The following is a 23,862-nucleotide window of genomic DNA, read 5'->3' as shown; positions in this document are numbered from 1 at the left end:
TAACATGAGATCATTCACGAATCTATTATTCACTCTCGTCGCCAACTCCAATCCCCCTCCTCTACTGCACAGGTTTGGCGAGAATGACCAATATATTTACCTTCAAGAGTAGATAAATCTAAGATCCTCAGTTGAAAGCTCCCGAAGTAAGCAGTTTTCTGCTTTACGTCGTACCACTCACCCACCAAATATGAATTTTTTATTTTTCCAAATAACCGATATTTCACGTTTTTTGAATTATACTCGGCTAGGCAATAGCTACCAAATTGTTTAATAGTTGTAGCACTCTGAGTGTCTGTGGCTGTAATAAAGTTCTTGCTTGTCGAAGCATCCCATTCTTGTATCCATCGCCCCGAAATTTTCGGAGGTTTTTCACGAAATAATCCTCGCACTGGCAACCACCAAAAATATTTTACAAAAATATGTGCGAGGCTAAAGTCGAGTAGTGTTTTTATAGCTAATACTGCTACGGGAGCAAGCAGACCCGTAGCAATGACATTGTAGTCAATATTCATTAACGTGATTCACTTGAGATATTATGCCATTAAAAATCAACGTTTTCATCGCGCCCAATTTAATTGAAACCCCAATACATCGGCCGAAATTCATAGATAGGCTGTTTTTATAAGATCGATAAGTGCCTCACCTTCCTGTTGAGTAAAAGTGATTTTACCACCGTTGTGACTGAGAATTACGTTACCTTGATGGTCAAAAAAACCAGCATTTGGATTTGTGTTTCGAGAATTAACATAGTCAACTGCAACGTCCTTAGGTATGCCGACTGTCCAGCCACAATTAATCCAAACCCCTAATTCATCCGCTTGAGCAAAAACCTTGTCAATATTTCGATCAAACTCAATCGCACTCATATCTTCCCCTAAATGTGAATTTTACAAATGTTAGTGTAGAGTAAACTGCTAGGAGCCTACCGGGCACCCGCTCACAAATGAATGTTTAATCTTAACTTTTGAGACTACCCTATAGCTATCGATTAAATCAAGATTAACCTTATGTGTGTAAATAACTAAATTACTAGTCCGTAAAGTACTCTAAAATTTCCGAAAGCAACCACCGCTTCATCTGCCCAATACGATAAACCGGTGGCGTTTTGCCCTGACGCTCCAACCGCCACCACGTTGTCCGGCTTATGCCGGTTATTTCCGCACGCAGCTTTTCATCAATATATTTATCAAACGGCGCTGATAGTGACGCTTGCGTTCGTTTTTTACTTTGTTGGGACATAGCTTTTCTGAATCCATGCATCAACTTCAGAGCGTTTAAACATGACACGCTTACTGGGTTTGAAGTGGGGAATTTCTTTTCGGTGCGTGAGCTTGTAAATGGCAGATCGAGATAGCCCCAAATATTTAGCGCATTCCTCCGCTGTCATGTACTCTTTAGTTACCAACTGTACTTTCTTCAACTCTGTCATTGCCTGGCTAATTAGCTTTAGTTCTGGCGACATCGGCATTCTCCTCGCGCGTCGTGCTTTTCGATTAATGCCGTTAGCTTACCGTTGCTCACCCTTATACCACCGGTCCCAAGTTTCCCATTTTGGGCAGTTAGAGCTGTTTACCCCGATTTTTTTGTTCACAACTCAGCGCAGCTAATAATTGTATATTTGTATTTTTAATTGATTTAATTGGCGTAAGAACGTCACTTAGCTGCAACGTTCGAGAACATTGGGCGTGCGCGAGTTAAAAGCCTTATTATGATAGGTGCATGCACGTGTTTTATGAATAAGAGTACGTACACAATAGGTAAACGCACGCGCCACCTTTGGTTATTTTAACGACTTAATCAACAGTCAGTTCAGTACTTGCAGGTATTCACGGTTAGATAATTGACTTTGCAGGCGGAAACACGTGGATAAAATGGCTTATTCAACACTAGCTGTGGAAAGCTTTGTGGCGGTGGGACGAGGCATTACATGCGGCTGATAGCGTTTTAACACCAAGACTTCTGACTCGCATATAACTTTATCGGTTATCGCTGGGTATGCCAGCGTTACAAGTGCCAATTGTCGTTTAAAATGCTGTTTAAATGCTGCTAAGTTTTGATTACTCGCAAACTGCCTGTGTAGCTGAAGCCAACTAACACGAGTAACCGGCTTTTTTAACGATACAGCTCTCCAAGCCAGCCACGTATACAGATCGAATGCGAAAGGTGTGTGAATCAGCGCTTCAACAGCACTCTTGTTCAACGGTGTTAGTGGCTGGAATATCTGCTGTTTAGCCGGTTCTGAAAGCTGCGGCAAAATTCCATTTAGGTACCGCACGCCGGACTGCTCAAATAAGGGAGCGTAGCTTATAACCGTTTCTTGGTCACGTGACACCGTCAATGTGATATCAGAGAAAGCCTGCAACTGAACTTTCAAACGCTTTACGTCTGCTCCACTGGTACCAAGGCCTAATGCTCTCAGTAAAGAAGCCTGAGATTTCGGGATATTGATCATTCCACTGCGAGAGATGTGATTGGCGATGTAGAAAAGAATGCGTCTAGTGATAGTGCCATAAGGTAGATGGCCTGTTGTACTCAATTGCATCGCTACTTTGCCAGAGTCTCGGAGAAACAGCTTTTGCTCTGTGCTCGTCATCGGCAGTGACAGCTGGCAGAACAGGCTCGGGTAATACACAATTTCGGGCTCGCCGTTTTGCACGTTAAGTAGCTTAACTATCCGTTCAAGTTTTCTACTGTTATTTCCACTCCGACCCAAGTTCATTACCCCGACATCGTATCTCATGATTAATGTTTGAAGACGGTTATTGTTGATCAGCTTTGGAAGTAGCTACGTCTGTGTTCGTGTCCAATTTGGGCGATTACAGCCCTCTAGCATCAGATTTTTTCTATTGATTACTTAGCACTTTCCAATCCTTGGGAACTTTCACATGTGAAAGTTTTGGCACTGCTCGTTGACTGAAACGTTGCATTTTTGAGCGCTCTGATATGCTGATTGTGAAGCTAGGGGAGGACGAGCAGTGCTGAAAAAATACTGGATTTGGACATCGGCCGGATTATTAATACTAGGTAGCATTGAAGCTTGGCTATCTGGCTTTAGTTATATTCCGTCCGCTTGGGTATTAGCGACGATGAACAGTGCGGTTGCGTTGGTGATTAAAGGACTTGCAACCTTCTTTCGCGGTTTGCGGAAACTTTTTTTTCCGATCAACTATAAACCCTTGCTTGTTGCAAGTGACTTTCAATCTAACGCTTCTAAAAGCCATCGAAAGAATTCACATAGCGCCTCTGATGATCCTCTCAACCCAAATAACCCGGACAATTCGTTTGATGACTTCCATTTCGACCCAATATTTAACCACACCCATCCACTTCACGATTTGTACGACGATTTTCGATAGGTAATTTCTATTGGAAAAGATTGTTATGGGCAGGATACCCATTTCCCACATTAGTCTGGCAGACGGTACTCTATTTCCGCCTGACGTTGTCGCGTGGCTGCCTGGAGCGGGCTGCTAACTTCCCACATCAGATAGGTTACTGGAAAGGAATTGGAGAGTTCCCCTTCATACTCGGTTGAACTCTTGGGAAATTAATTCATAGCAATCGGCTAGAACTGACCAAAACAGGCAATTAGCGGTGCGCGCTTCCGCAGTCGCTCACATTAGGATTTTCAACGTTCATACGTACAGGAGAAAAACATGAAGTTTGAAGACCTAATTCAAGCGTGGCAAGCAAAGATGCGTACTGCCGATACAAACTTGGTTAATCAGGCATTTGCCAATAGCCACGATTTTGCCAAACACACCCATGATATGTGCCGTGTTGACCAGGTTCGATTAGCTTATATAGCCAACCGTGCCGCTGATCACTTTTGGATTCATAATCGAGCCCACCGAACGACCGCTAGCGATGGTTATCCCGGCCACTATGGTTGCCGAGTTCGGCTAGCGGCGCCGAAATTCGAACTCAGTTGGTATTACAACGAGTTTAAAAAGAAAAACGACGGCAGCGGCAAACACAACGTGATAAGCCATTATCTGCCCAAAGAAGGGCAACACGGCTACTTCGCTAATCGTTTCAACAAAGCACACGATTGGGAACTACCCATCATTTTGGACACCGAGTTCGCTTTCAGTCTGTGCCGTCGTATCAATCAAAACCTCATGACTATTCGGCGTAAAACGCTAATGAACATTCGCTTGCTGGAATCATTAGAGCGGCACCTAAATGAATTGAAGGGGCCCCGTAATGAGCAGTAATTACCAGTTTCTTAGTTTACAGCGGGTACTAGTATTCGGGGGCTTTGAGCCAGCGCCAAGTGAGTTAAGCGATGTTGAAAAATGGATAGAGTCGCAACGGGACAGACTTGCCAGCTTCGCGGATGAAGTTGTTGATGCATTCACTGAATGTCACCGCGCTGCGGCTGCTGAAATGGAAGTAGATTATCCGTTTGAATACGCGCTTCAGGTTTGTGTCCGCCGAAGCGGCATCAACCATAGTTGGCACCGAGCTATTTTCTATGGTGGCAGAAAGTCACCCAAGCGAGTCGACTACCACGAAATTAGCCAAAACCGTTTTGCCGACATCCCAGACTGGGAGCGCCTGGTTTACGAACGAGTTATCAACAGCCTTAACTCTCTGTACAAGCACCAAGCTCAGTTGCTAAAGCTCATTCAGCGCTATAGAGCATTACAAGCAAGCTTGCAACAGTTCTAACCGGACAAACTTAGATACACAGTCAGTGGCTTGATGTTATTGCGTCAGCCACTGACTGAATCTTTCGAGCCAACGAACTTTATTTATGAAAACAGCGTTTAAGCGTCGCTTCCAACCGATCGGCGTTCGCATATAACAGTCCACACACCGACAACATCACAATCGCAAACACACCAAAACCTATTGCTGTCCAAGAGAAGTCAACCATGTAAACCTTCTATTCGTACCCTTGAGCCTCTAAAGCCAATACGGAATCACATCTACTAATAAACGACCCGCAATTAAAAACATTACCGCACTGATTAATGCATTGATAATACGCCAAGTTTTTGGTTTATTCAGTTTGCTAGCAAGTTTTTTTGCAACGAATACCAGTGTATAAAACCAAGTTGCAGAAGCACATAAAGCCCCGGCCACAAACCACGGTCTATTGGCTTGCTCAAGTCCTGCCGTAACACCGCCAACTAGAACAACAGTGTCGATATAAACGTGTGGGTTTAGAAATGTCATTGCAAACGCCATAACTAATGCGCTCTTAAGCGATGTTCTTTTGCTTTCACTCTCGTCTATCGATAATCGATTTTCACCTTTTATTGCAGCCTTTAGCGCGTTACTTCCATACCAAATTAAGAAAATAGCGCCCGCCAAGCTCAGCATTTGCCCCCAAATGCTTTCAATCGAAAATAGCGCGCCAACACCAAATACACCCGCGCCAATAAGCAGAATATCTCCTACAAAGCAAACTGTCGCGGCTGCAAACGGATGATTATTCGTTAGCCCCGTTTTTAACAGAAATGCATTCTGGCTACCAATCGCGATAATCAATCCACCAGAAATTACGGCACCCATGACGAATACGCTGACAAACTCAAACATTATCACTTCCTGCGTTGTTCTAATCGTTGAAGTCAACGATAATGGAAAATATCGCCAGTCTAATATAAACAACTAAATAGTCAATATAATGACCGAAAAGAATAAAACAGCTATTAATGAAGCTATCGCCAAACGCGTCAACAGCTTTCGCAAGCAGTACGGTATGTCTCTTGATGAACTCGCTAAGAGCGCCGAAATTAGCAAGGGAATGCTCGTGCAAATAGAGAAAGGGCGTGCAAACCCAAGCATCGGAATTCTATGCAAATTAGCCAATGCACTAGCCGTTTCTGTCGCGGATATAGTCGCTGTGTCAGACGATCCAAAAGTAACGATCCGACAGCCTCAGGATATTCCGACACTTTGGAATGGTGATCATGGGGGCTCTGCTCGACTGCTTGCCGGTTCAAAGGGCGCTATCATGATTGAGTTATGGCGGTGGTCTATGTTTCCCAAAGAGCAGTTTGTATCTGACGCGCACTCTAAAGGCACCATTGAACTCATTCACGTTGAGGAGGGTAATTTAGACGTTTTGGTGAATGGAGAAATTTATACCTTATCGAAAGGAGACTCGATGACCGCCGAGATGGACGTCGAACACACCTACCAAAACAGCACTAACGAACCCGTTCACTTCACTATGACAGTTTACGAAAAGTCTGGGTAGAGCTCTCACTGCCAATCTCTTGTTGAAATTTTGACCACCCACCCCCACTTATTAGTTTAAGGCAAGGAGCTGGCTCGTACCTTGCTGAGACCTTTAGTCTAAATTTCCATGAGGATGATCGCATGGCTAAGACGACAAGCGGCAAAAAGAAGGTTCACGTTCCTGCGCACACCAAGAAAGATGGCACAAAGGTTCCTGAACACTATCGCTCGACGCCGAACTAACGTTATCAGGGGCAGTTTGCAGTCGCCCCTTCCTTAACCCCATGAAATAGCAAATCTAATACAAGGAAGGGCAATGATTAAAGTCATAATCAACGAGCAAGACCGAATTTGGGATAGCAGCCAAGCAGGTTGGCTCAACGGCACTATAAAAGAGTTACAAAAAGCAGGGGAACCTGTCTGCGTGAGAGTACTAATCGAGTATGGTGATATCAACTTATGCCTAAGCGCTGGAACCTGCAATAACTCGGGAGGCGGCGGGCGCCCATTGAACACTCACGAAAATAAAATTGTTGAACACTGGAACCGACTAGACGTAGAGGCTCCCCCTTTGAATAGCGGTAAACTCGTCGCCTTTTTGAACCAAATTAAAACCCAATAAGAGTTTGACTATGACCTTATTTGATCGAGCTTACAGTTCCAGATAGTGCACTATAAGAATTCTAGAATAATATTATTTCATTACTTCTACAGGTAGAGCTGTGCCGGTGCTATAAGAAAGATCATCATAATAAAAACGCTTAAATCTGCGGATAACAGCAATAGAAATTTCGTCTTCTCTGGCCAGTCGAATGGTGACATCCATATGTGCAGCGCGTAAGACCTCTGCATGTTTTTCAAGTGCTGATTCGGCAGCGCTACTATCACCGTCAAAATCTACAGGGACAGTACCTAAGAGATTTACTCGGTACTGCTCACCATCGGCAATTTCATCAAAAGGATGGATTTCAACGTACATTCCAGACAGCTCATTAGTTGCTTTCTTTGCCTTTTGCCTGAGCTTACCTTTACGGTCCGCTTTATCAATCCGCCTATTGAACTCACTAGGTAAAGCTGGACGCGAGTACCTAGCGGCAAGCCAATCAGAAAAATGTCGCAAGTCGTAGTCTTCAAATAACCTAGCATCATCCGGAGAGCGTTCTGAAAACCAAGCTTTAGCTATGAATTGTTTATCAAAGGCTTTAATTTCTATGAGTTTTTCTTCCGATAGAGTATTGCTACCAACTCTTTGAATGAACCTCGTATGTAGTATTCGAGCATTTTTGTTATGCCGATAATTGCCATTTAAACTATCCAAGCCGCCTTGCACAAAATAAACCTCAACATTCGGTTCAAGCGCTAAATTGTCGTTCGCGATATCACAAGACTGCGAGGATACAACGGCATAGTACTCAAATTTAGGCTCTAGCCCGCACAGGTTTGCAAGCTCTGCCGCGTCCTCATCTCTAAGAATTGAACCTTGCCGCCATCCATTTTCTTCGAGTTTGCTTCCCATCATAACTCGTAACCTTTAAGCAAATGGATCTGACAGTGGTTTGTTCTTTGCTCCACGCAACATTAATCTGTTGCCAGCAAATAAAATTAAGTCCTTTTCACCCTTTTTAATAAGATCGAAAAGAGATAGCTCTTCAATTACCGGTTCACGCAGTTGCTCACCTGGAAATGGTAAACCGCTTTTCACCCATTCATTTGCAGTCATTTGGAGCTCATGAATATGAACCAGCGTATTAGAACGTGGGGCAACACCCTCAATCCAGTTATATATCGTTTTCCTGGTAGTTCCTAAAACCTCAGCAAGCTGTTCTTTCGTTAGTCCGAAAGTTCCACAGATTTTTTCTACCGCAATAGCTATTGAGTTCCCTGTTTGAACTACGAAAGAAATTCCTGCTCCGCTATGAGATTGCGCTAGAGTCACGGTGAACTTTCCCCCGGAACCATGAACTACTCCAGGGATAGGCGACTCTAAGTCCTTACATGTCAGCGTTATAGCTGGTTGCGATGCCCGTTTACTATAAATGTACCCTTGAAGATCTTGAGTTGCTAAATTGAAGTCTGGGGCAGCTAATTCCATTTTTCGTCCCTCGCAAAATCTGTAGTGACTTCCCAAAACGCTGCTCGTGAAGCGTCGTGTAGATCAGAAAGTCTTTTAAGGACCTCATCACAGTTAAAAGACACTGATTCGTCACCCGCTTCCCAAATATGATCGAAGTCAAGAATTAACCTTAATGACGGTGAGTCATCACGCTTAATTTGCACCGGAACATTATCAATATCGGGTGGACAGGTTAGAGGCATCTCACCAAACCAGGAGCGAATAGATAGCGTCCCATGTCGTGTTTCAACATAGTTCTCTGTTTTCAGGTGTCGCGTTCTCCCTATTCCTGCCGTCGTTGCTGTAGGAATAAACTTTCTATCAACTAACCGAGTGAAATCATCTTCATTATCAGCAGTAATTAAATCACAATACCTTAACCCTACTCTTAATAGTAATGAGGGCTCTATGATTTCAATAACCTTATCAAGAACGTTTCTACAAGCTTCAGCGAAGCCCTCGAACCGCGGATATGCATTAGTAAAGTAAATTAGTCGATCTTGACTGATATCAAAAGCATGCTTTTTATCACTTGATGCAAATGACCACCGGCTAATAGAGGTGAGTTCTAAACCATCAGGTTTCACGTGAACGGACTGTTCTGCACTTTTACGGAATGTAGGGTACTGTTTCCGAAGCATTTCTTGGAGCTCCGGAATGTATTGCTCAATTTGCAGAATTTGGGAAAACCGAAACTCGGCAAGTACCAGCTTAAGCGGCTGGTTCTCAAGCTTTTTATAGTCAGTCACACCAATAATCCTTATTGTTTGGTCAGCAGCGGGACGAAATTATACATTAAATTACACACTGCTTCTATCAATGTATGTGACATTCAAAAGTTTAGCAAGTTTCCTTTTGGGGTATGTTTAATTCATTCCCACCCAAACCAGCGGCTCAATTACATCTGCAACCTTCTGATGCGCCTGCCGACGCTCTTCGTAGTAATCGTAACGGTCATAAATGCCTTCAACGCCTTTCAGACTATGGTTTATAGCTCGCTCACCAACAGCACCACTGAAGCCTAGTGCTGACACTTGGCTGCGAAAGGTTCGGCGTAAATCGTGTACGGTAAAATGCTCTATATCTCCCATCAAGTTAGGCCCAGGGCGTTTGCGACCTTGTTCGATACCAAACATTTTGTTGATTGCACGATTAATGGTGTCGCCACCAATGAAAGGTCTATTCGAACCTCTTCGTGCCGGTAGAACATAGTCTGAACCAAATGAACGCGCTTTCAGCATGTGAAACCATTCAACCGCTTGGCTTGGCAGTGGTATCACAATACCTTTGCCTTTCTTCACCCGTTCATCCGGTATTTCCCATTCTGCTTTAACTAAATCCAGCTCACTCCAAGGTGCTTCAGTCAGTTCAGTTTTACGGACGCCAAGCACCAGATATAAACAAACGGCGATGTAGTTATCCATACCGAAGCGGTCCATATGCTTCCGGAAAATCTTAGTTGCCTCTTTGATTTCTACGAGAGAAAGCGCGCGATCTCGAGATTTCTCTATGCCCCCGGCATCATTGGTACCAAATGCTGCTGCCGGGTTATTCAGGGTTAAATCAAGCTTCACCGCATAACGAAACAGCTGCTTCATATACATCAAAACGTCATTCGCAATGCTTGGCCGTCCGCTTAACTTCACCCGTTGTAACACTTCTCGAACATCCCTAGCAGTAACCTGCTCAATTCGCATATCGCCAATTACCGGCTTCATCTCCTTTCGGTACAATCGAGCAGGAATGTTCGGATGTTTCAATCTTGGTTGAATGTCATTCGTAAACCAGTCCTCGAACAAATGGTCCATGGTTTCAATGCCCGACCAAGCCTCCCTCTTCCTGGCTACCAAAGGGTCAAGCCCATTGAGTAACTCACGCTTTTTCAGTAATAGTTCACCGCGAGCGTCGGCCAACCCCATAAATGGATATTTGCCTAACGTCATTTCACGGCGCTTGCCATGGACAGTGTAACGATAAGACCAGTAAGAATGCCCTTTCTTTGGGACCACAAAATACAAACCGAGGCCATCGGCATATTTCCCGTGTTGTTTATTTCTGTCCAATGATGCGATTTTCGTTGCGGTTAACGTAGCCATGGTTGCGTACCTCTCTTAAACTCTTTACAAGAAAGTACTCACCATTCTAGTTTTTCACAACTGTTTCATACTCACCGCCGCACTCACCACAAAACTGCTACGTAACGGAAAAATCAGGAAGCTCTGAAAACAAAAAGCCCTTTATTTAAAAGGGCTTTGGAAGCATTAGGAAAATATCAGATAGGGTAAGGAAATTTACTCGATGTTTTGGATCTGCTCTCTCATCTGCTCAATTAACACCTTTAGCTCCACCGCAGCAGCGGTGATATCTGCGTTAATTGATTTGGAGGCTAGTGTGTTCGCTTCGCGGTTGAACTCTTGCATCATAAAGTCCAAACGACGTCCGCAGGGGCCGCCTTTTTTGAGGATTTTGCGAGCTTCTTCTACGTGTGCGTCCAGGCGATCGAGCTCTTCGGCTACATCGACTTTTTGCGCCAGCATAATCATTTCTTGTTCAACGCGCTGAGGGTCAAGTTCGATTTTCGCTTCTTCAAAACGGGTTAGTAAGCGCTCACGCTGCCATTGCATCACTTCCGGCATACGTTCACGGACAAAAGCAACCTGTTTACTGACGCCATCCAGGCGCTCTTGCAGCATTCTATCAATAGCTGAACCTTCGCTTTTACGGTTCTCTATGAACTCAGCGATAGTTGCATCAAGTGCTTTCAGTACTTCTTTTTGCAGTGCATCAGTACCTTGCTCGTCGGCGTTAACCACGCCCGGCCACTTCAGCACATCAATTGGGTTCAACTGGCCTGCCGCCGAATGCTGACTCACCCACTTAGCGCTGGCAATAACGCTTTTCGCTAGCTCTTCATTAATTGACAGCTCACTTTGGCGTGCCTCATCCATGTGCACATAGAGTTTGCACTCTACTTTGCCACGCTGCAGATTTTTCCGAAATTTATCGCGCAGTGCGTTTTCCAGCGAGCGAAAGTTTTCCGGCAAACGGAAGAAGGTCTCTAAATAACGCTGGTTTACTGAGCGGACTTCCCATGTTGCGGTGCCCCAGTCGGCTTTATGTTCGTAGCGAGCGTAGCCCGTCATACTTTGAATCATTATATTTCCTTATTTTTTCGCATGCTTTTCGCGATTTTTCTGTTTCTGTTCGGCGTTCTTCTTCATCATAATGTACACGGCACCGCGGCCGCCATGCGGCCGTTGCGCGCTATGAAACGCAAGCACTGGCGGCAATTCACGCAGCCATTTATTCACATAACTTTTTATCAGCGCCGGGTGTGGTTTTGAATGCTTACCCATACCGTGAATCACCAGAGCCGTTCTTACACCCGCCGCATGGCAGTCCTGCACAAAATTAAATAATGCTGTGCGCGCTTCCGCTAACGAGTGATGGTGCAAGTTCAGGCTTGCTTCCATAGTATAGCGACCTTGCTTCAGCCGCTTAAACACACCGGCCTGAACACCGTCGCGATGAAACTCTATGGCTTCATCCGGCTCGACCAAGTCCACATACTCAGTCGACAGGAAGTTGGCATTTTCTTCTTCCTCTGCTTCGGCCGCGCGGCGCCGTTCTTTTTGCGCCAGCGTTGGTTCAAAAGCCTGCTTAATATCCGCTACTTCTTCGCCCGCCAGCGGCGTTACGTCCGTCATTTCCTGACGAAACAGCTCAAATTCTTCATCATCTGAACGCGACATACTGCCTCCCGCTCATATTCTTTTGCTCGTTCTAGTGTAATACGTTGTTCGCGGAATCGCGATCCATTAATCGTGCAATTCTGCTACAATTGCGTTCAATTTCTTACACAGCGACATTCACTCAACAAGGAGATGACATGCGTCCAAGTGGCCGTACGGCACAACAAATTCGACCAGTAACCATTACCCGCAACTTTACCAAGCACGCTGAAGGCTCAGTGCTAATTGAGTTTGGCGAAACCAAAGTACTTTGTAACGCATCTGTTGAAAAAGGCGTTCCGCGCTTTTTAAAAGGCAAAGGTCAGGGTTGGGTCACAGCCGAATACAGCATGTTACCGCGAGCCACCCACACACGTTCGCAACGTGAGGCGTCCCGCGGCAAACAAGGCGGACGCACCTTGGAAATCCAACGTCTTATTGGTCGCTCACTACGCACCTGTGTCGACTTGGCAGCGCTGGGCGAGAATACGATTACTGTCGACTGCGACGTTATTCAGGCAGACGGTGGTACACGCACGGCCTCTATCACCGGCGCTTGTGTCGCCTTAGTTGACGCGCTGAACTGGATGCGCGCGCAAGGCATGGTTAAGGTGAACCCACTCAAAGAAATGGTTGCGGCTATTTCGGTGGGCATTTTAGATGGCGACCCAGTAAGCGACTTAGAGTACGTCGAAGACTCAAAAGCCGACACCGACATGAATATTGTTATGACTGAAGCCGGCAAATTCATCGAAATTCAGGGCACTGCGGAAGGCGAAGCCTTCAGTTTCGACGAAATGAACAGTCTGGTCGATATGGCGCGCCATAGCATCCGCGAGCTTATCGATATTCAGAAAAAAGCTTTAGCCTAGTGTCAGTAATAGTTCAGGAAGTTAACGAATGAAAGCGTATCAAAAAGAGTTTATTGAATTTGCGATTGAGCGTGGTGTTCTTAAGTTTGGCGAGTTTACATTGAAGTCGGGTCGCACCAGCCCATACTTCTTTAACGCCGGACTTTTTAATAAAGGTTCAGACTTGGCTCGCTTAGGTCGCTTTTACGCAGAGGCCTTGGTCGACTCAGGTATCGACTTTGACGTTTTATTTGGCCCGGCTTATAAGGGCATTCCTATTGCCACGGCAACCGCTGTTGCACTTTACGACCAGCACAACCAAGACACACCTTACTGCTTTAACCGTAAAGAAAAGAAAGATCACGGCGAAGGCGGCAACCTGGTGGGTTCTGCGCTAGAGGGTAAGGTCATGTTGGTGGATGACGTTATTACCGCTGGCACCGCTATTCGCGAGGCCATGGACATTGTTCAAGCTAACGGTGCTGAGCTGTCCGGTGTATTGATTGCTTTAGACCGTCAGGAAAAAGGAAAAGGCGAGCTGTCGGCTATTCAGGAAGTTGAGCGCGACTTCGGAGCAAAAGTGGTTAGCATTGTCAGTCTGAACGATGTCATCACCTTTTTGAAAGATGACGACACGTTCAAAGAGTATTTACCCAAAGTTCAAGCTTATCGCAGCGAGTTCGGCGTAGCCTGATGCTATTGCATCAGGTGCAATGCTGAACACCGCAAACACCCATTTGTTATTTAGGCATAGTTGCTGAATTAAAGATGTGACCTGACGTAATAACGTCAGGCTACATCATAACTTCTCTTCCAGCTGGTAGGCGATGCCAATGCTACCGTTCACAATTTGGCATTCGCCGCCGGCGGCTTGAACACGGCTCGACTCACCCTTTTGCGCGACCAGTCGATAACTCTTATTCAGCAAGCTGACTTGGTTTCGCTCACCACATAAAATACGCATAGAGTCGATTAAGCCACGATCCGTCAGGAAGTTTGTCGTTGGAGCCGTTTGCACAACGTCGTCACTTTCTGCAAATTCAGCCGTTTGCAGACCAAAGGGTGAAATCACGCCTGAAGCACCGGCCACTAAATAATGAAAAGTTCCGGCAACAGCGCTATCAGTCGACTGAGCATTTTCGACAAAGAACACACCGCGCTCGCCATGCACATCAAAAGCGCCGGATTCGAGATTAATGGTCATTGCCGTCTCTTCATCAACACCCAGCGACAAAGGAGTAGAGGTTTCAGCTGCTAATCTCAACAAGCGTCCGTGGCGACCATTCCCCGATAATGCCCAGTCGACCGTCGCGAAATGAAACAAGCTTATACCACCTAATGGATGATAGGTCAGCGTATCTGGGCCAGTATTTGGCGGGCAAGTGGTGTCTAAGTCACAGCCGTGCAACGGTGGGTCAGAAGCAAGGGCTCCCGACTGCACAGCAGCTGCCGTTGTTCCGTTGGACACCATCGGCTTAGCCGTCATAACTGCGGCGCCAGCACCGACACCGCCAACGACCAGCTCTTTTTGCTGCACTAACGCCACTATTTCTTTCAGTTCATCCGATATCTGGTTGTTGCTTTTTACGAATGTTGAGCGTGTATAGTTAGCGTTACCATCGTTAATAAACAACCCATCGGCATCTGACAGCATTGCCTTTGTCATTTCTGGCGACTTACAAAACTCAACCTGTTTAGCATAATCTGCACGGTAAACACGATCTCGCTCGTAGGCGCCTAATATTTCCTGCTGTACATCAGCCAACTCGTCACAACGCCCTTCTCGGCGTGCTTCAATAACGGCAGAGTCCAAGGGAAGCCACTTTGCTTTTGCGCCAAGCTGTTCAAAGACGCTAGTGTAAAAGTCAATTTCAGCGTAAGGGTCTCGAGCCGACGATGTTAAGAAGTAGATAGTTGGCTGTTTGTCGTCAGAGGCAGTCTCTGCCATCCCAACAAACTGACGGTAAATAGCTCGCGACTCTCCGGATAAGTTATCATCTAGGTTAACCGTTTCCTCCATATTGGCCGGCACCGGCATTTCCAATAAATCAATGATACGGTTCCACTCTGCGTCAGATAAGTTGTTGTACAGCTGCTGAGTCGCCCGCCGTGTAAACTCCCTTAGAAACACTCGCTCCGGCACAATATCTTCTTTTATTCGATCATAAATAAGCGCTAATGCATCAATGACTTCTTTTCGAGTCTCTTCACGATACGTTGGCCAAACAGCTTCTGCCGTTACTTTTGAGCGAAACTTCTTAGAAATGTTTAGGTAACGGTCTGTTCGCATGGTGTCATTATCGATCCAGTCCGCGTCATCGCATTTATCAGAAGCCATACTGGAACACACCGACATCCCCCCGCCTGCCAGCATGACATGACGGTAACTCTCCTCGTTAGCCTGAGCCGTACCTAACGCTAATAAACAAGATGTCCCTAAAAACAACAACCTTTTGACCATAACAAACTCCGATTGGGTGACAACGCGTGAAACGCTAGAGATTCTGACTATGCGTGTCAACAAACGTTCGTAAATACTCCATTTATTATAGTGAGTGTTCGCTGTTATACTAGCTCACTGTTGTTCGTGTTCGGGTTATTTTTAACGTATGAAGCTCATCGTGCGAGTCGTATCAGTAGCACTACTGGCTACCTTATTTTCGGGCCTTTCAATGGCCCAGGAAAAGCTCACTTTCCGTGCGCCGGACGAGAGTGCCTTTACCAATTATGTTACCGCTGTGCTCGAAGAAGCGTACCGTGAACTTGGTATTCAACTTAACTATATAGACCTGCCGCGGGTGCGAGGTGAGCAGTTAGCCGCCGAGGGAACCATTGCCGGGGAGCTCGGCAGAACAACTGCTTTAGAAAACAAGCGGCACGAACTACGACGCGTTCCTTTTCCACTATTCACGTTTGACATCCTGGCAGTCACCGACCGACGTCAGTGCGGTTATTGTCGCCCGGGGCACTATGACAGCCTGGCGTACGTTAACGGCATGGATTCAATTACTGCCGTCGTCAAACAGCTTTCGAAACCGCCCTCTGTTGTCACGCCAACCGATTTAGAGCAAGTAGTAAAACTGGTTGAGGCTGGTCGAGTAGACGCCGCCTTTATAGCGGACTTCCAGTATCAGGGGTCTGTGCTGAGCAAAAACCCTAACTTTATTACTCACCGACTCTCTATCGAACAAGGCTTTCATTACCTAAACGAAGAGCACGCCCGGCTTATTCCTCAACTGACGTACCAGCTGCAAAAACTGAAAGAAAGTGGCCGTATTGAAGAGCTGCAAAAGGCCTATGGTGTTCATACAGCGCCTCCCGCACAGCCACTTGACCCATCGAAGCCTGTGGTTGTTTTGGGACCTGTTCAAAAAGGATTAACTAACGCAGACGGTACAGGCAGATTGTGGGCATTTGCAAAGCGCGTCTTTCCAGAAATGGCAGAGTTGCATCCGGTTGTTACCAGCTGGCAGCGGGCTAAGCAAATGATTCAGGAGGCTCGTGCCGATGCCCTGTTAGGCGTTCGAGCCAACCAACGCATTCCCAATACCATTTTGTCAAAGTATCACGTTGGCTATGACGACAGTCTTTATCTGTTTAGTCTGGACGAACAAAATGAAGGACCTATTTGCCTATCGGGGCCACGATTCATTGAAGATCTGGTCGATACGCAACGGCCGTTTTACCGAGCAGACAGCTCTCTCGACTGTTTTGCATTATTAGACATGGGCCGGGTCAACGCTGTTGTTGATTACCGAAGCAACTTACCTGACTGGACTGAAAAGCCCTATAAGCAAGAATTAATTGCGGAGCCGAGTCCACTTTTCGTTGCATTTCCCGATACACAGCGCGGTCGCTCGTTAAAGCGTGCATTCGACAATTATGTCTTTAATAACGTTAGCGAGCCCCCGCAAAGTTAAGCTGACGCCACGCTTCATAAGCAAAAATTGCCACTGAGTTCGATAAATTTAAGCTGCGGCTGGTATCAGCCATTGGCAAGCGCAACCAGTTTTCCGACGAAAACGTTTCCAGCACCGTCATTGGCAGACCTCGAGTCTCCGGCCCAAACAACAACACATCATTTGGCTGATATTGAACGTCGGTATAGCGCGTCTCGCCCTTTGTCGTACAGGCGAAAATGCGATTGTATTCAACGTTAGACAAAAACGCCTGCCAGCTCTCATGAATGCTCACAGCTGCCAAGTCGTGGTAATCCAGTCCCGCACGCCGTACTTTCTTTTCATCCAGCTCAAAACCTAACGGCTCTATTAAATGCAGTCGCATGCCCGTGTTCGCGGACAAACGTATGACATTGCCGGTGTTAGGCGGTATTTCCGGCTCAAATAAAACTAAATGCAGCATGGCTAATTTTCATCATTTATAGAAAAACGGTAGAATAGCAGAATATTCTTTTTTAATGTGTGTCCACATCGTGCCAAAGCAGAAAAATTATCAGCAAAACTACGCTTTCTGGGTTCGCTTAGCCAGCGCTTCGTCGGTTATAGTGGCAGCCACCCTCATTGCAATAAAGCTGTTTGCTTGGTTACAAACCGAATCTGCGAGTATGCTGGCTTCCTTAACGGATTCAATTCTTGATAGCGGCGCGTCTATTTTCAGCTTTTTTGCCATTCGCTATGCACTTCAGCCGGCAGATGAGGAACATCGCTTTGGTCACGGTAAGGCTGAATCTCTGGCAGCTATGGCGCAAAGTGCCTTTATTGCAGGCTCCAGTATGTTATTAGTCTTTCACAGTGTGCAGCAATTGTTGCAAGGTGGGGGTGTGCCTAAGGCGGGTTATGGCATTATCGTTTCTATTATCGCCATTGTGATTACGGCAGTGCTGATAGTGATTCAACGTATTGCTATAAGACAAACCCAGTCACAAGCCATCCAGGCCGATAACCTGCATTACCAGTCCGATATTTTGCTGAACCTGGCGGTCATTGTTGCGCTGCTACTGACCAGCATGGGGTGGTTCTGGGCAGACAGCGTTTTTGCCATTGGCATAGCACTATATCTAATTGTTGGTGCAATAAAAATTGGCTGGGATGCCTTTCAGTCACTCATGGATCGCGAACTCTCAGAAGAGCATCAAAAGCAGATTTCGGAAATCACGCTGTCTGTTGACGGGGTTAAAGGGTTTCACGGTTTAAGAACTCGCGAGGCCGGACCCGTTCGTTTTATCCAGCTCCATATTGAGCTTGACAACCGTTTGTCACTATTGAGAGCCCATGCTATTGCCGATAACGTTGAGACCGAATTAATGAAAGCTTTTCCGGGAGCCGACATTATTGTTCACATGGATCCTGAGATTGTTGCAATAGTGGAAGGGTCTGCTCAACGATAGCGCGCAGTACGGGTGCACGGTACTCGTCTTTTTCCATCATTAGCTCGTGATACGCCCCCTCTATTGTTCTTAAGGTGAAGCGTTCTTCTGTGGCCTTTGCGGCGACCGCCAGCTGCCCCGTTTTAGAAACAACCTGATCAGAACCAGCACGGAATAATGTCACCGGAATACCAATTTTATTGACCACGTTCTGAGCCACTTCTGAGGCTTTTATTGCTTCAAACAGCCAATTAAACGTCGGGCCTCCAAGCTTCAACTCCGGCTGAGCGTCATAACCATCACGAAAAGCATCATACCGCGCCGGGCTTTGTGTCAGCACATTGTCTTCAAACGCAAGGCGCTGATAATTTTTCATGCCCAAAAAGTACCAAGGTCGGGCAAACCATCGGTTCACCCGAGCCCCCACACAAACAACCAGCTTCGCTAACCAATATGGCACACCGCCAGTTTCAATTGAGAACATAGGCGCTGACAAAATAAGCGAGCGATAACTGTGTTGGTAATTTGCGCAATACAAAGTCGCTATGGTTCCGCCCATTGAGTGCGAGAATAGCGTTTTAGGCGCATCCCCAAAGAGCTTCTGAAGTTCAGAAGAAAAAATAGCAAAGTCACGAACGAAGTCATTAAAGTCGTCGACATGTCCTTGATGTGGATTACTCGTTAAACGATCCGACAACCCTTGACCACGATGATCGATAGCTGCGACGGACAGCCCGTATTGTGCTAATTCCCAAAACAGCTCCTGGTATTTTAACGCCGACTCAATACGACCCGGACTAATAACAACCAAAGGTGCATCTGCGCTGTGTTTATAAAACGCATAATGTAGGGTGAGTCCATCTTCAGTTTTAAAGTACGCCGACTGAACCTCTGTGTCCCAGAAAGGCACAATAGTCTCATCAAAAAATGCTCGCCAATTAGGCGAATCATCGGAAGGTTTTTGTTTTACAAGGTCGTTTAGCGACATGCGTGTTGCTCAAATTACCGTTTTGGCAATTCTAGCACGACTTCCAGTCCGCCTTCAGGGTGGTTTCTGGCGGTCAAGCTCCCGCCAAGTACAACCGCTGCTCTTTGACTGAGAGCCAAGCCAAGTCCGACCCCCGCTTTATGATGGCGAGCCGGATCGCCCCGGTAGAAGGGTTCAAACAGTTTCTCAAGCGTTGACTCCTCCACGCCCGGACCGTGATCTCGAATTATCACACAAATATTGTCACGGCCCACTTCACAAGCGAGCTCAACGTTATTCTCAGTGTAATGCAGCGCATTACGTACAATATTCTCAAGTACCAAACGGAATAGCTCCGCATCGGTTTCCACTTCTGGCCAGGCATCACCGAGTTTCACTAAACGTTCTTCAACCTCAGGCTTCTGATAGCACATATCGTTTATCAACTGCTGTACCAGTTCGCCACTGTCCAGAGCCTCTTTGTTCAGTTCTATTAAGCCGTTTTCCAAACGAGATAGCGACAAAATACGCTCTATAATGACGCTCAGCCGCTCCGTGTCTCTGCGCAGTTGCTGCCAGTTCGGGTCTTCCTGACTTACGTCGGTTTCGGTTAAGTCCAGAGCAACCTGCATACGCGCCATTGGCGAACGCAGTTCGTGTGACACATCGCTTAAAAGTCGGCGTTGAGCGTCTCTCGATTTTGCCAAATCCAATGCAGTTTGAGACAACGCCCGTGCCAGCTCACCCACTTCGTCGCTGCGCTTTGGTAGTCGCTTTAAATCAGGCTTCGCACTGCCTTTTGCCACTTCGCGCATACCTAATATCATTCGGCGAATAGGGCGAATAAGCCAAATACCTAACAAAATAGCCAACACGCCACTGCCGATAATGACGGTCAGTGCCCGCGCCTGCATCGACTCTTGTTCAAGTTGCTCTTTATCGACGTATTCCTCTGGGCCTAATGGTCGTGTCACCAGTATTTTATTGCCATTAAGCTCGAAGGGACCCATCAACAATCGTTCGTCGAGGGGAATTTGCTGCGGTTGTTCCTGACCTAACATTCGCAATAACGTTGAACCGTGTTTAATGCGCAACAGTTCATCCATCAGGAGTTTTTCGCTACCGGTATTCGACAATTGCGCAGCGACTCGGTAATCACCGGCAATGAGGCGTCCGGGCTGCAGGGAGTGAAAGGTTAGCGCGTCGCTCAAAAGCGGTTGCAAGGTTTGGTATATTTCAGGTTTAAGCGGAGAAAGCTCCGCCTTAGGTTTGTTCCAAATAGCCAAAAGGTAGCCGCTGGCGGCAGTCACTGACAGCAGCGCCCAGAAAACCAGCAGCAACCTTAACGTTAATGACCGATACCACCGCGTGCGTCGTGTTTTCATAAACTCGCAAGTAAGCGATACCCACGACCACGAATGGTTTGAATACGATCAGGTTTGGTCGGTAATTTTTTACGAATATTACTGATGTGGACATCTAAACTGCGATCAAAAGGCTCCATTTTTCGGCCTAGCGCCGCTACCGACAGCTGATCTTTACTGACCATGTGCCCAGCCTGCTGCATTAAACAACGTAAAATATCGAACTCAGTGGGCGTTAAAATCAGTTCAGAGCCATCACAATGCACTTCGGTTGTGGCAGGATCTAAATTAATGCCACATACCGACAGGCGTTCACTCTGCATAGTCGTGTTTGGCGTACGGCGTAGCAGCGCTTTAACGCGCGCAATCAGTTCTCTGGGGTTAAAAGGTTTTGGCAGGTAGTCGTCTGCACCTAATTCAAGTCCCATAACCCGGTCGTCGTCGTCACCACGCGCGGTCAGCATTAACACGGCGGTGTCACGGTGTTGTTGACGAAGGCGTTGCAGCAACTGCATACCGTCAATTCCCGGCAACATAACGTCCAGTAGAATCAGTTCATAGTCACCGTTTAATGCTTCATCAAGTCCTTTCACGCCGTCTTCAGCGGTCGTCAGATCGACAGATTCACGCTTAAACAACTCCGTCAGCATGACGGACATTTCGCTATCATCATCAATGAGTAGTACTGAATGTCTCATAACTTGTTGTTCTCTCCAGAAATAAATCCATGATCCAAAATGACCGCTCAATATACGACCCAATTTACAGAACTTTTACTTTAGCAGATTTTTCCGTTTTCGGGTCAGCGTGTTCCGGCCCCACCCCAGCCACAGTGCGGCTTTCTGTTTATGTCCGTGAAACCGGTTTAATGCGTGCTCAAGCGCGGCTTTTTCAAACTCTTTTTGATAGCTCTCTAATACTGCTTCGCTATCATCGGGCAGCCTTTTAAGTTCACCGACTAATAGACCTAACCAGTCGTCAAAAGGTTCACTTTCGCTGCGCTCGCGGGGAGTTTTTAATCGCTCCCTTTTATCGTTTTCCCGGTGAACAATATCATCCGGTAAGTCATCGATACCCACCCGCTGGCCCGGCGCCATAACCGTCAACCAGCGACAGGTATTTTCAAGTTGGCGCACGTTGCCCGGCCACTCATACGCTTTTAGAACACTTAACGCGTCTTTAGACAGTTTTTTCACTGCAACACCAAGTTCTTCGGAAGCAGTTTCCAAAAAGTGTTCAGCTAACGTGGGAATATCATTCTGGCGTTTTCTTAACGGCGGTAACTTCAGTCGAATCACATTCAGGCGATGATAAAGGTCGTCTCGAAACAGCCCCTTTTCCACCAATGTTTCCAGCGACCGGTGTGTCGCAGCAATAACCCGAACATCCACCTCTACCGGTTGATGCGCCCCCACCGGATAAAACTGCCCTTCGGCTAATACACGCAGCAGCCGGGTTTGGACCGGCAACGGCATATCGCCTATTTCATCCAAAAACAGCGTACCGCCATTGGCTTGCTGAAAACGACCAATGCGTTTTTTGTCCGCCCCGGTAAAAGCACCACGCTCATGCCCAAACAGTTCTGACTCGATGAGATCAGCCGGAATAGCAGCCATATTCAGAGCAATGAAAGGCTCCTCAGCTCTCGGACTGTGCTTATGTAGTGCACGAGCGACTAACTCTTTACCTGTACCCGTTTCACCAGTGAGCAATACACTCACACTCGATGACGACAGTCGCCCAATGGCACGGAAAACATCCTGCATGGCCGGTGCATCACCAATAATTTCAGGCACTTTGGCCGTTTTCGGCTGCTGCGAACGTTGTCTATTTTCAGCCAGGTGTCGTAAAGCCCGGTCTACTGTCGTCAACGCTTCATCAATATCAAATGGCTTCGGTAAATACTCAAAAGCCCCACCCTGAAAGGCTTTGACGGTCGTATCTAAGTCAGAATGCGCCGTCATGACCACGACCGGCATACCGGGGTAGTTCTCTTTTAGTTTTTCCAGCACAGCCAGTCCGTCATCGCCGGGCATGCGAATATCCGTCATGACGACGCTGGGTTGGTGCTGTTCAAGCGCGTTAAAAAACGAATCGCTGTCGGAAAACGCGCGCACTTGATAACGGCTGTTTGCGAACGCTTTTTCCAGTACCCAACGAATGGAGTCATCGTCATCGATAATCCATAAACTCGCGTCAGTCATTCCCAGAGCCCTCACTTACATAAGGTAAATAGACAGAAAATTGAGTGCGCCCAGGTTCTGAGTTCACCTCAATTTTGCCTTTGTGCTGATGCACGATGGTTTGCGCCAGCGACAACCCCAACCCGGTGCCTTCCGCCCGGCCACTGACTAACGGATAAAATAGCGTGTCCCGCAATGCGTCCGAAATACCCGGGCCGGTATCAATAAAATGCACCACGGCACATTGCCGATAACGCTCACCGAACAGTGTCTGCTGATGCTCGACCCGCGTTCTTACCGTCAGCTTCCCGTTACCATTCATTGCCTGCGCCGCATTTTGTGCGATGTTCAAAAACACCTGTTCGCAGCTTTCTTCAACAATCATGATGTCCGGCAGCGATGGGTCATAGTCACGCGTGATCGTTAGCGTATCGCCATATTCATAAGACAGGGTCTTTGCGACACGCTCGGTTATTTCATGAATATTTACCCACCCCCGTTTACCGGGTTTCATCGGACCTAACAGACGGTCAACCAAAAACCGTAGCCGGTCAGACTGACTGATAATTAAGTCCGTGTATTCTTTCAGGTAGTCATCATTTAACTCACGGGCAAGCAACTGTGCCGCGCCGCGCAATCCACCTAACGGGTTTTTAATTTCATGCGCCATACCACGCAGTAAATGCTGAGTTGCATACAGCTGGTTACGCTGTTGGTCTTCCTGATTAATGCGACGCAACTGATCCGCCTTACGAAGTTCCATCAGCAATTGCGTTTGACCGCTGTCCTGTATCGTCTGAATGCACACATCAACGGTAATTCGATGCCCGGAATGTAAGGTGAATTCCACATCGGTATTTAACACTCGCTGCTCATATTGAAAGCAGTTTGCAATGGTCTCACTGGCCAGCGAGCATTGAAAAAATGCCGTCGAAAAGGGCTCGCCGAGCAGTCGCTTAGCGCTGTGATCAAGCAACGACTCCGCCGCTGAATTGACATAGCGTATGGTGAAATTCTCGTCTAAAACGAGTATCCCGGTCAGAAGCTGATTGATTAAGGTATTTGTATTCACAAGGAGAGAATAGCGTACGCACCAAATTGGTGCAATTAAAAAGGGCGGTATAAACCG

Annotated in this window: 29 protein-coding genes; 9 read left to right on the top strand and 20 right to left on the bottom strand. The window is 46.8% G+C overall.

All coding sequences use genetic code 11. The features are described 5' to 3' along the window. Window positions 1–29: 29 nt before the first annotated feature. The 5 genes from EST55_RS11420 to EST55_RS11400 all read right to left on the bottom strand — a co-directional run bounded on the left by EST55_RS11420 (window position 30) and on the right by EST55_RS11400 (window position 2,659). The gene (locus EST55_RS11420; protein ID WP_129497558.1) at window positions 30–515 is read right to left on the bottom strand and encodes a hypothetical protein; all 486 of its coding nucleotides are present in this window, start codon (window positions 513–515) and stop codon (window positions 30–32) included. A 90-nt stretch (window positions 516–605) separates the two neighbouring features. Then, window positions 606–869, bottom strand: coding sequence for a hypothetical protein (locus tag EST55_RS11415; protein ID WP_129497557.1), 264 nt, complete (start codon window positions 867–869; stop codon window positions 606–608). Window positions 870–1,032: 163 nt separating this feature from the next. Then, window positions 1,033–1,242 (bottom strand): hypothetical protein, encoded by a 210-nt coding sequence (locus tag EST55_RS11410; RefSeq protein WP_129497556.1) that lies wholly within the window; start codon window positions 1,240–1,242, stop codon window positions 1,033–1,035. Then, window positions 1,226–1,465 carry a helix-turn-helix domain-containing protein gene (locus tag EST55_RS11405; protein ID WP_240665306.1) on the bottom strand — a complete coding sequence of 80 codons (240 nt, stop codon included), beginning with the start codon at window positions 1,463–1,465 and terminating at the stop codon, window positions 1,226–1,228. Before EST55_RS11405 ends, EST55_RS11410 begins: the two co-directional genes overlap by 17 nt. Window positions 1,466–1,879: 414 nt before the next feature. After that, window positions 1,880–2,659: a replication protein RepA gene (locus EST55_RS11400; RefSeq protein ID WP_164976541.1), complete on the bottom strand. Its 780-nt coding sequence runs from the start codon at window positions 2,657–2,659 to the stop codon at window positions 1,880–1,882. Between the two features lie 319 nt (window positions 2,660–2,978). Here EST55_RS11400 and EST55_RS11395 point away from each other — a divergent pair, with 319 nt between their 5' ends. From EST55_RS11395 to EST55_RS11385, 3 genes are all read left to right on the top strand, one after another. Beyond that, complete coding sequence (locus EST55_RS11395; protein WP_129497554.1) at window positions 2,979–3,359, top strand: hypothetical protein; 381 nt, start codon at window positions 2,979–2,981, stop codon at window positions 3,357–3,359. A 300-nt stretch (window positions 3,360–3,659) separates the two neighbouring features. Next, complete coding sequence (gene mobI / locus EST55_RS11390; protein WP_129497553.1) at window positions 3,660–4,220, top strand: conjugative transfer protein MobI(A/C); 561 nt, start codon at window positions 3,660–3,662, stop codon at window positions 4,218–4,220. Continuing rightward, the gene (locus EST55_RS11385; protein WP_129497552.1) at window positions 4,210–4,677 is read left to right on the top strand and encodes a hypothetical protein; all 468 of its coding nucleotides are present in this window, start codon (window positions 4,210–4,212) and stop codon (window positions 4,675–4,677) included. The genes mobI and EST55_RS11385 overlap by 11 nt, the downstream gene beginning before the upstream one ends. A 79-nt stretch (window positions 4,678–4,756) precedes the next feature. On the opposite strand, the gene EST55_RS12415 is transcribed toward EST55_RS11385, so the two are convergent. Together EST55_RS12415 and EST55_RS11380 are read right to left on the bottom strand one after the other, a co-directional pair. Beyond that, window positions 4,757–4,885, bottom strand: a complete 129-nt coding sequence (locus EST55_RS12415) for a hypothetical protein (RefSeq protein WP_276318904.1) — start codon at window positions 4,883–4,885, stop codon at window positions 4,757–4,759. Window positions 4,886–4,914: 29 nt separating this feature from the next. Beyond that, entirely contained in the window at window positions 4,915–5,553 is a 639-nt protein-coding gene (locus tag EST55_RS11380; RefSeq protein ID WP_129497551.1) for a LysE/ArgO family amino acid transporter, read from the bottom strand. Between the two features lie 88 nt (window positions 5,554–5,641). On the opposite strand from EST55_RS11380, the gene EST55_RS11375 reads away from it, so the two are divergent. Further along, window positions 5,642–6,217 carry an XRE family transcriptional regulator gene (locus EST55_RS11375; RefSeq protein WP_129497550.1) on the top strand — a complete coding sequence of 192 codons (576 nt, stop codon included), beginning with the start codon at window positions 5,642–5,644 and terminating at the stop codon, window positions 6,215–6,217. A gap of 297 nt (window positions 6,218–6,514) precedes the next feature. Beyond that, entirely contained in the window at window positions 6,515–6,820 is a 306-nt protein-coding gene (locus EST55_RS11370) for a hypothetical protein (RefSeq protein WP_129497549.1), read from the top strand. 72 nt (window positions 6,821–6,892) lie between these two features. On the opposite strand, the gene EST55_RS11365 is transcribed toward EST55_RS11370, so the two are convergent. The 6 genes from EST55_RS11365 to smrA all read right to left on the bottom strand — a co-directional run bounded on the left by EST55_RS11365 (window position 6,893) and on the right by smrA (window position 12,063). After that, on the bottom strand, window positions 6,893–7,717 hold the full coding sequence (locus tag EST55_RS11365; RefSeq protein WP_129497548.1) for a hypothetical protein: 825 nt from the start codon (window positions 7,715–7,717) through the stop codon (window positions 6,893–6,895). Window positions 7,718–7,729: 12 nt separating this feature from the next. Beyond that, the gene (locus EST55_RS11360; RefSeq protein ID WP_129497547.1) at window positions 7,730–8,290 is read right to left on the bottom strand and encodes a helix-turn-helix domain-containing protein; all 561 of its coding nucleotides are present in this window, start codon (window positions 8,288–8,290) and stop codon (window positions 7,730–7,732) included. Beyond that, window positions 8,281–9,060 (bottom strand): TIGR04255 family protein, encoded by a 780-nt coding sequence (locus EST55_RS11355; protein ID WP_129497546.1) that lies wholly within the window; start codon window positions 9,058–9,060, stop codon window positions 8,281–8,283. The genes EST55_RS11360 and EST55_RS11355 overlap by 10 nt, the downstream gene beginning before the upstream one ends. A 117-nt stretch (window positions 9,061–9,177) precedes the next feature. Continuing rightward, window positions 9,178–10,407 carry a site-specific integrase gene (locus EST55_RS11350; protein ID WP_129497545.1) on the bottom strand — a complete coding sequence of 410 codons (1,230 nt, stop codon included), beginning with the start codon at window positions 10,405–10,407 and terminating at the stop codon, window positions 9,178–9,180. 195 nt (window positions 10,408–10,602) lie between these two features. Further along, window positions 10,603–11,466 carry a YicC/YloC family endoribonuclease gene (locus tag EST55_RS11345; protein WP_129497544.1) on the bottom strand — a complete coding sequence of 288 codons (864 nt, stop codon included), beginning with the start codon at window positions 11,464–11,466 and terminating at the stop codon, window positions 10,603–10,605. A gap of 9 nt (window positions 11,467–11,475) precedes the next feature. Next, the gene (gene smrA / locus EST55_RS11340) at window positions 11,476–12,063 is read right to left on the bottom strand and encodes a DNA endonuclease SmrA (RefSeq protein WP_088767268.1); all 588 of its coding nucleotides are present in this window, start codon (window positions 12,061–12,063) and stop codon (window positions 11,476–11,478) included. Window positions 12,064–12,200: 137 nt separating this feature from the next. Here smrA and rph point away from each other — a divergent pair, with 137 nt between their 5' ends. Together rph and pyrE are read left to right on the top strand one after the other, a co-directional pair. Next, window positions 12,201–12,914, top strand: a complete 714-nt coding sequence (gene rph / locus EST55_RS11335; protein WP_053953357.1) for a ribonuclease PH — start codon at window positions 12,201–12,203, stop codon at window positions 12,912–12,914. Window positions 12,915–12,942: 28 nt separating this feature from the next. After that, entirely contained in the window at window positions 12,943–13,587 is a 645-nt protein-coding gene (gene pyrE, locus EST55_RS11330; protein ID WP_129497543.1) for an orotate phosphoribosyltransferase, read from the top strand. A 105-nt stretch (window positions 13,588–13,692) separates the two neighbouring features. On the opposite strand, the gene EST55_RS11325 is transcribed toward pyrE, so the two are convergent. Next, window positions 13,693–15,354, bottom strand: a complete 1,662-nt coding sequence (locus tag EST55_RS11325; RefSeq protein ID WP_205702590.1) for a cyanophycinase — start codon at window positions 15,352–15,354, stop codon at window positions 13,693–13,695. Window positions 15,355–15,502: 148 nt separating this feature from the next. On the opposite strand from EST55_RS11325, the gene EST55_RS11320 reads away from it, so the two are divergent. After that, complete coding sequence (locus EST55_RS11320; protein WP_129497542.1) at window positions 15,503–16,813, top strand: ABC transporter substrate-binding protein; 1,311 nt, start codon at window positions 15,503–15,505, stop codon at window positions 16,811–16,813. On the opposite strand, the gene trmL is transcribed toward EST55_RS11320, so the two are convergent. Beyond that, window positions 16,791–17,255, bottom strand: a complete 465-nt coding sequence (gene trmL / locus EST55_RS11315) for a tRNA (uridine(34)/cytosine(34)/5-carboxymethylaminomethyluridine(34)-2'-O)-methyltransferase TrmL (protein ID WP_100691286.1) — start codon at window positions 17,253–17,255, stop codon at window positions 16,791–16,793. The two genes, EST55_RS11320 and trmL, sit on opposite strands and share 23 nt — an antisense overlap. 70 nt (window positions 17,256–17,325) lie before the next feature. Here trmL and EST55_RS11310 point away from each other — a divergent pair, with 70 nt between their 5' ends. After that, window positions 17,326–18,240: a cation diffusion facilitator family transporter gene (locus tag EST55_RS11310; protein ID WP_232709762.1), complete on the top strand. Its 915-nt coding sequence runs from the start codon at window positions 17,326–17,328 to the stop codon at window positions 18,238–18,240. Here the strand turns inward: EST55_RS11310 and EST55_RS11305 are convergent. The 5 genes from EST55_RS11305 to glnL form a co-directional block, all read right to left on the bottom strand. Next, window positions 18,182–19,207 carry an alpha/beta hydrolase gene (locus tag EST55_RS11305; RefSeq protein ID WP_129497541.1) on the bottom strand — a complete coding sequence of 342 codons (1,026 nt, stop codon included), beginning with the start codon at window positions 19,205–19,207 and terminating at the stop codon, window positions 18,182–18,184. The two genes, EST55_RS11310 and EST55_RS11305, sit on opposite strands and share 59 nt — an antisense overlap. A gap of 14 nt (window positions 19,208–19,221) precedes the next feature. Further along, window positions 19,222–20,571 carry a HAMP domain-containing sensor histidine kinase gene (locus EST55_RS11300; protein WP_100691283.1) on the bottom strand — a complete coding sequence of 450 codons (1,350 nt, stop codon included), beginning with the start codon at window positions 20,569–20,571 and terminating at the stop codon, window positions 19,222–19,224. Then, entirely contained in the window at window positions 20,568–21,248 is a 681-nt protein-coding gene (locus tag EST55_RS11295) for a response regulator transcription factor (protein ID WP_088767258.1), read from the bottom strand. The genes EST55_RS11300 and EST55_RS11295 overlap by 4 nt, the downstream gene beginning before the upstream one ends. A gap of 75 nt (window positions 21,249–21,323) precedes the next feature. After that, entirely contained in the window at window positions 21,324–22,754 is a 1,431-nt protein-coding gene (gene ntrC, locus EST55_RS11290; RefSeq protein WP_100691282.1) for a nitrogen regulation protein NR(I), read from the bottom strand. Beyond that, a complete protein-coding gene (gene glnL / locus EST55_RS11285; protein WP_088767256.1) occupies window positions 22,747–23,805 on the bottom strand; it encodes a nitrogen regulation protein NR(II) in 1,059 nt (352 codons plus the stop codon). Before glnL ends, ntrC begins: the two co-directional genes overlap by 8 nt. Window positions 23,806–23,862: the final 57 nt, after the last annotated feature.

It is taken from the genome of Idiomarina sp. 29L (genome assembly GCF_004123135.1).
Taxonomy (GTDB): domain Bacteria; phylum Pseudomonadota; class Gammaproteobacteria; order Enterobacterales; family Alteromonadaceae; genus Idiomarina.
This window is presented reverse-complemented; position numbering and strand designations above follow the sequence as displayed.

Excerpts from the sequence above, each read along its gene's own strand:
- EST55_RS11420 (WP_129497558.1), bottom strand. The coding sequence starts at position 515 with ATGAATATTGACTACAATGTCATTGCTACGGGTCTGCTTGCTCCCGTA.
- EST55_RS11415 (WP_129497557.1), bottom strand. The coding sequence starts at position 869 with ATGAGTGCGATTGAGTTTGATCGAAATATTGACAAGGTTTTTGCTCAA.
- EST55_RS11410 (WP_129497556.1), bottom strand. The coding sequence starts at position 1,242 with ATGTCCCAACAAAGTAAAAAACGAACGCAAGCGTCACTATCAGCGCCG.
- EST55_RS11405 (WP_240665306.1), bottom strand. The coding sequence starts at position 1,465 with ATGTCGCCAGAACTAAAGCTAATTAGCCAGGCAATGACAGAGTTGAAG.
- mobI (WP_129497553.1), top strand. The coding sequence starts at position 3,660 with ATGAAGTTTGAAGACCTAATTCAAGCGTGGCAAGCAAAGATGCGTACT.
- EST55_RS11385 (WP_129497552.1), top strand. The coding sequence starts at position 4,210 with ATGAGCAGTAATTACCAGTTTCTTAGTTTACAGCGGGTACTAGTATTC.
- EST55_RS12415 (WP_276318904.1), bottom strand. The coding sequence starts at position 4,885 with ATGGTTGACTTCTCTTGGACAGCAATAGGTTTTGGTGTGTTTGCGATT.
- EST55_RS11380 (WP_129497551.1), bottom strand. The coding sequence starts at position 5,553 with ATGTTTGAGTTTGTCAGCGTATTCGTCATGGGTGCCGTAATTTCTGGT.
- EST55_RS11375 (WP_129497550.1), top strand. The coding sequence starts at position 5,642 with ATGACCGAAAAGAATAAAACAGCTATTAATGAAGCTATCGCCAAACGC.
- EST55_RS11370 (WP_129497549.1), top strand. The coding sequence starts at position 6,515 with ATGATTAAAGTCATAATCAACGAGCAAGACCGAATTTGGGATAGCAGC.
- EST55_RS11365 (WP_129497548.1), bottom strand. The coding sequence starts at position 7,717 with ATGATGGGAAGCAAACTCGAAGAAAATGGATGGCGGCAAGGTTCAATT.
- EST55_RS11360 (WP_129497547.1), bottom strand. The coding sequence starts at position 8,290 with ATGGAATTAGCTGCCCCAGACTTCAATTTAGCAACTCAAGATCTTCAA.
- EST55_RS11350 (WP_129497545.1), bottom strand. The coding sequence starts at position 10,407 with ATGGCTACGTTAACCGCAACGAAAATCGCATCATTGGACAGAAATAAA.
- EST55_RS11345 (WP_129497544.1), bottom strand. The coding sequence starts at position 11,466 with ATGATTCAAAGTATGACGGGCTACGCTCGCTACGAACATAAAGCCGAC.
- smrA (WP_088767268.1), bottom strand. The coding sequence starts at position 12,063 with ATGTCGCGTTCAGATGATGAAGAATTTGAGCTGTTTCGTCAGGAAATG.
- rph (WP_053953357.1), top strand. The coding sequence starts at position 12,201 with ATGCGTCCAAGTGGCCGTACGGCACAACAAATTCGACCAGTAACCATT.
- pyrE (WP_129497543.1), top strand. The coding sequence starts at position 12,943 with ATGAAAGCGTATCAAAAAGAGTTTATTGAATTTGCGATTGAGCGTGGT.
- EST55_RS11325 (WP_205702590.1), bottom strand. The coding sequence starts at position 15,354 with ATGGTCAAAAGGTTGTTGTTTTTAGGGACATCTTGTTTATTAGCGTTA.
- EST55_RS11320 (WP_129497542.1), top strand. The coding sequence starts at position 15,503 with ATGAAGCTCATCGTGCGAGTCGTATCAGTAGCACTACTGGCTACCTTA.
- trmL (WP_100691286.1), bottom strand. The coding sequence starts at position 17,255 with ATGCTGCATTTAGTTTTATTTGAGCCGGAAATACCGCCTAACACCGGC.
- EST55_RS11305 (WP_129497541.1), bottom strand. The coding sequence starts at position 19,207 with ATGTCGCTAAACGACCTTGTAAAACAAAAACCTTCCGATGATTCGCCT.
- EST55_RS11300 (WP_100691283.1), bottom strand. The coding sequence starts at position 20,571 with ATGAAAACACGACGCACGCGGTGGTATCGGTCATTAACGTTAAGGTTG.
- EST55_RS11295 (WP_088767258.1), bottom strand. The coding sequence starts at position 21,248 with ATGAGACATTCAGTACTACTCATTGATGATGATAGCGAAATGTCCGTC.
- ntrC (WP_100691282.1), bottom strand. The coding sequence starts at position 22,754 with ATGACTGACGCGAGTTTATGGATTATCGATGACGATGACTCCATTCGT.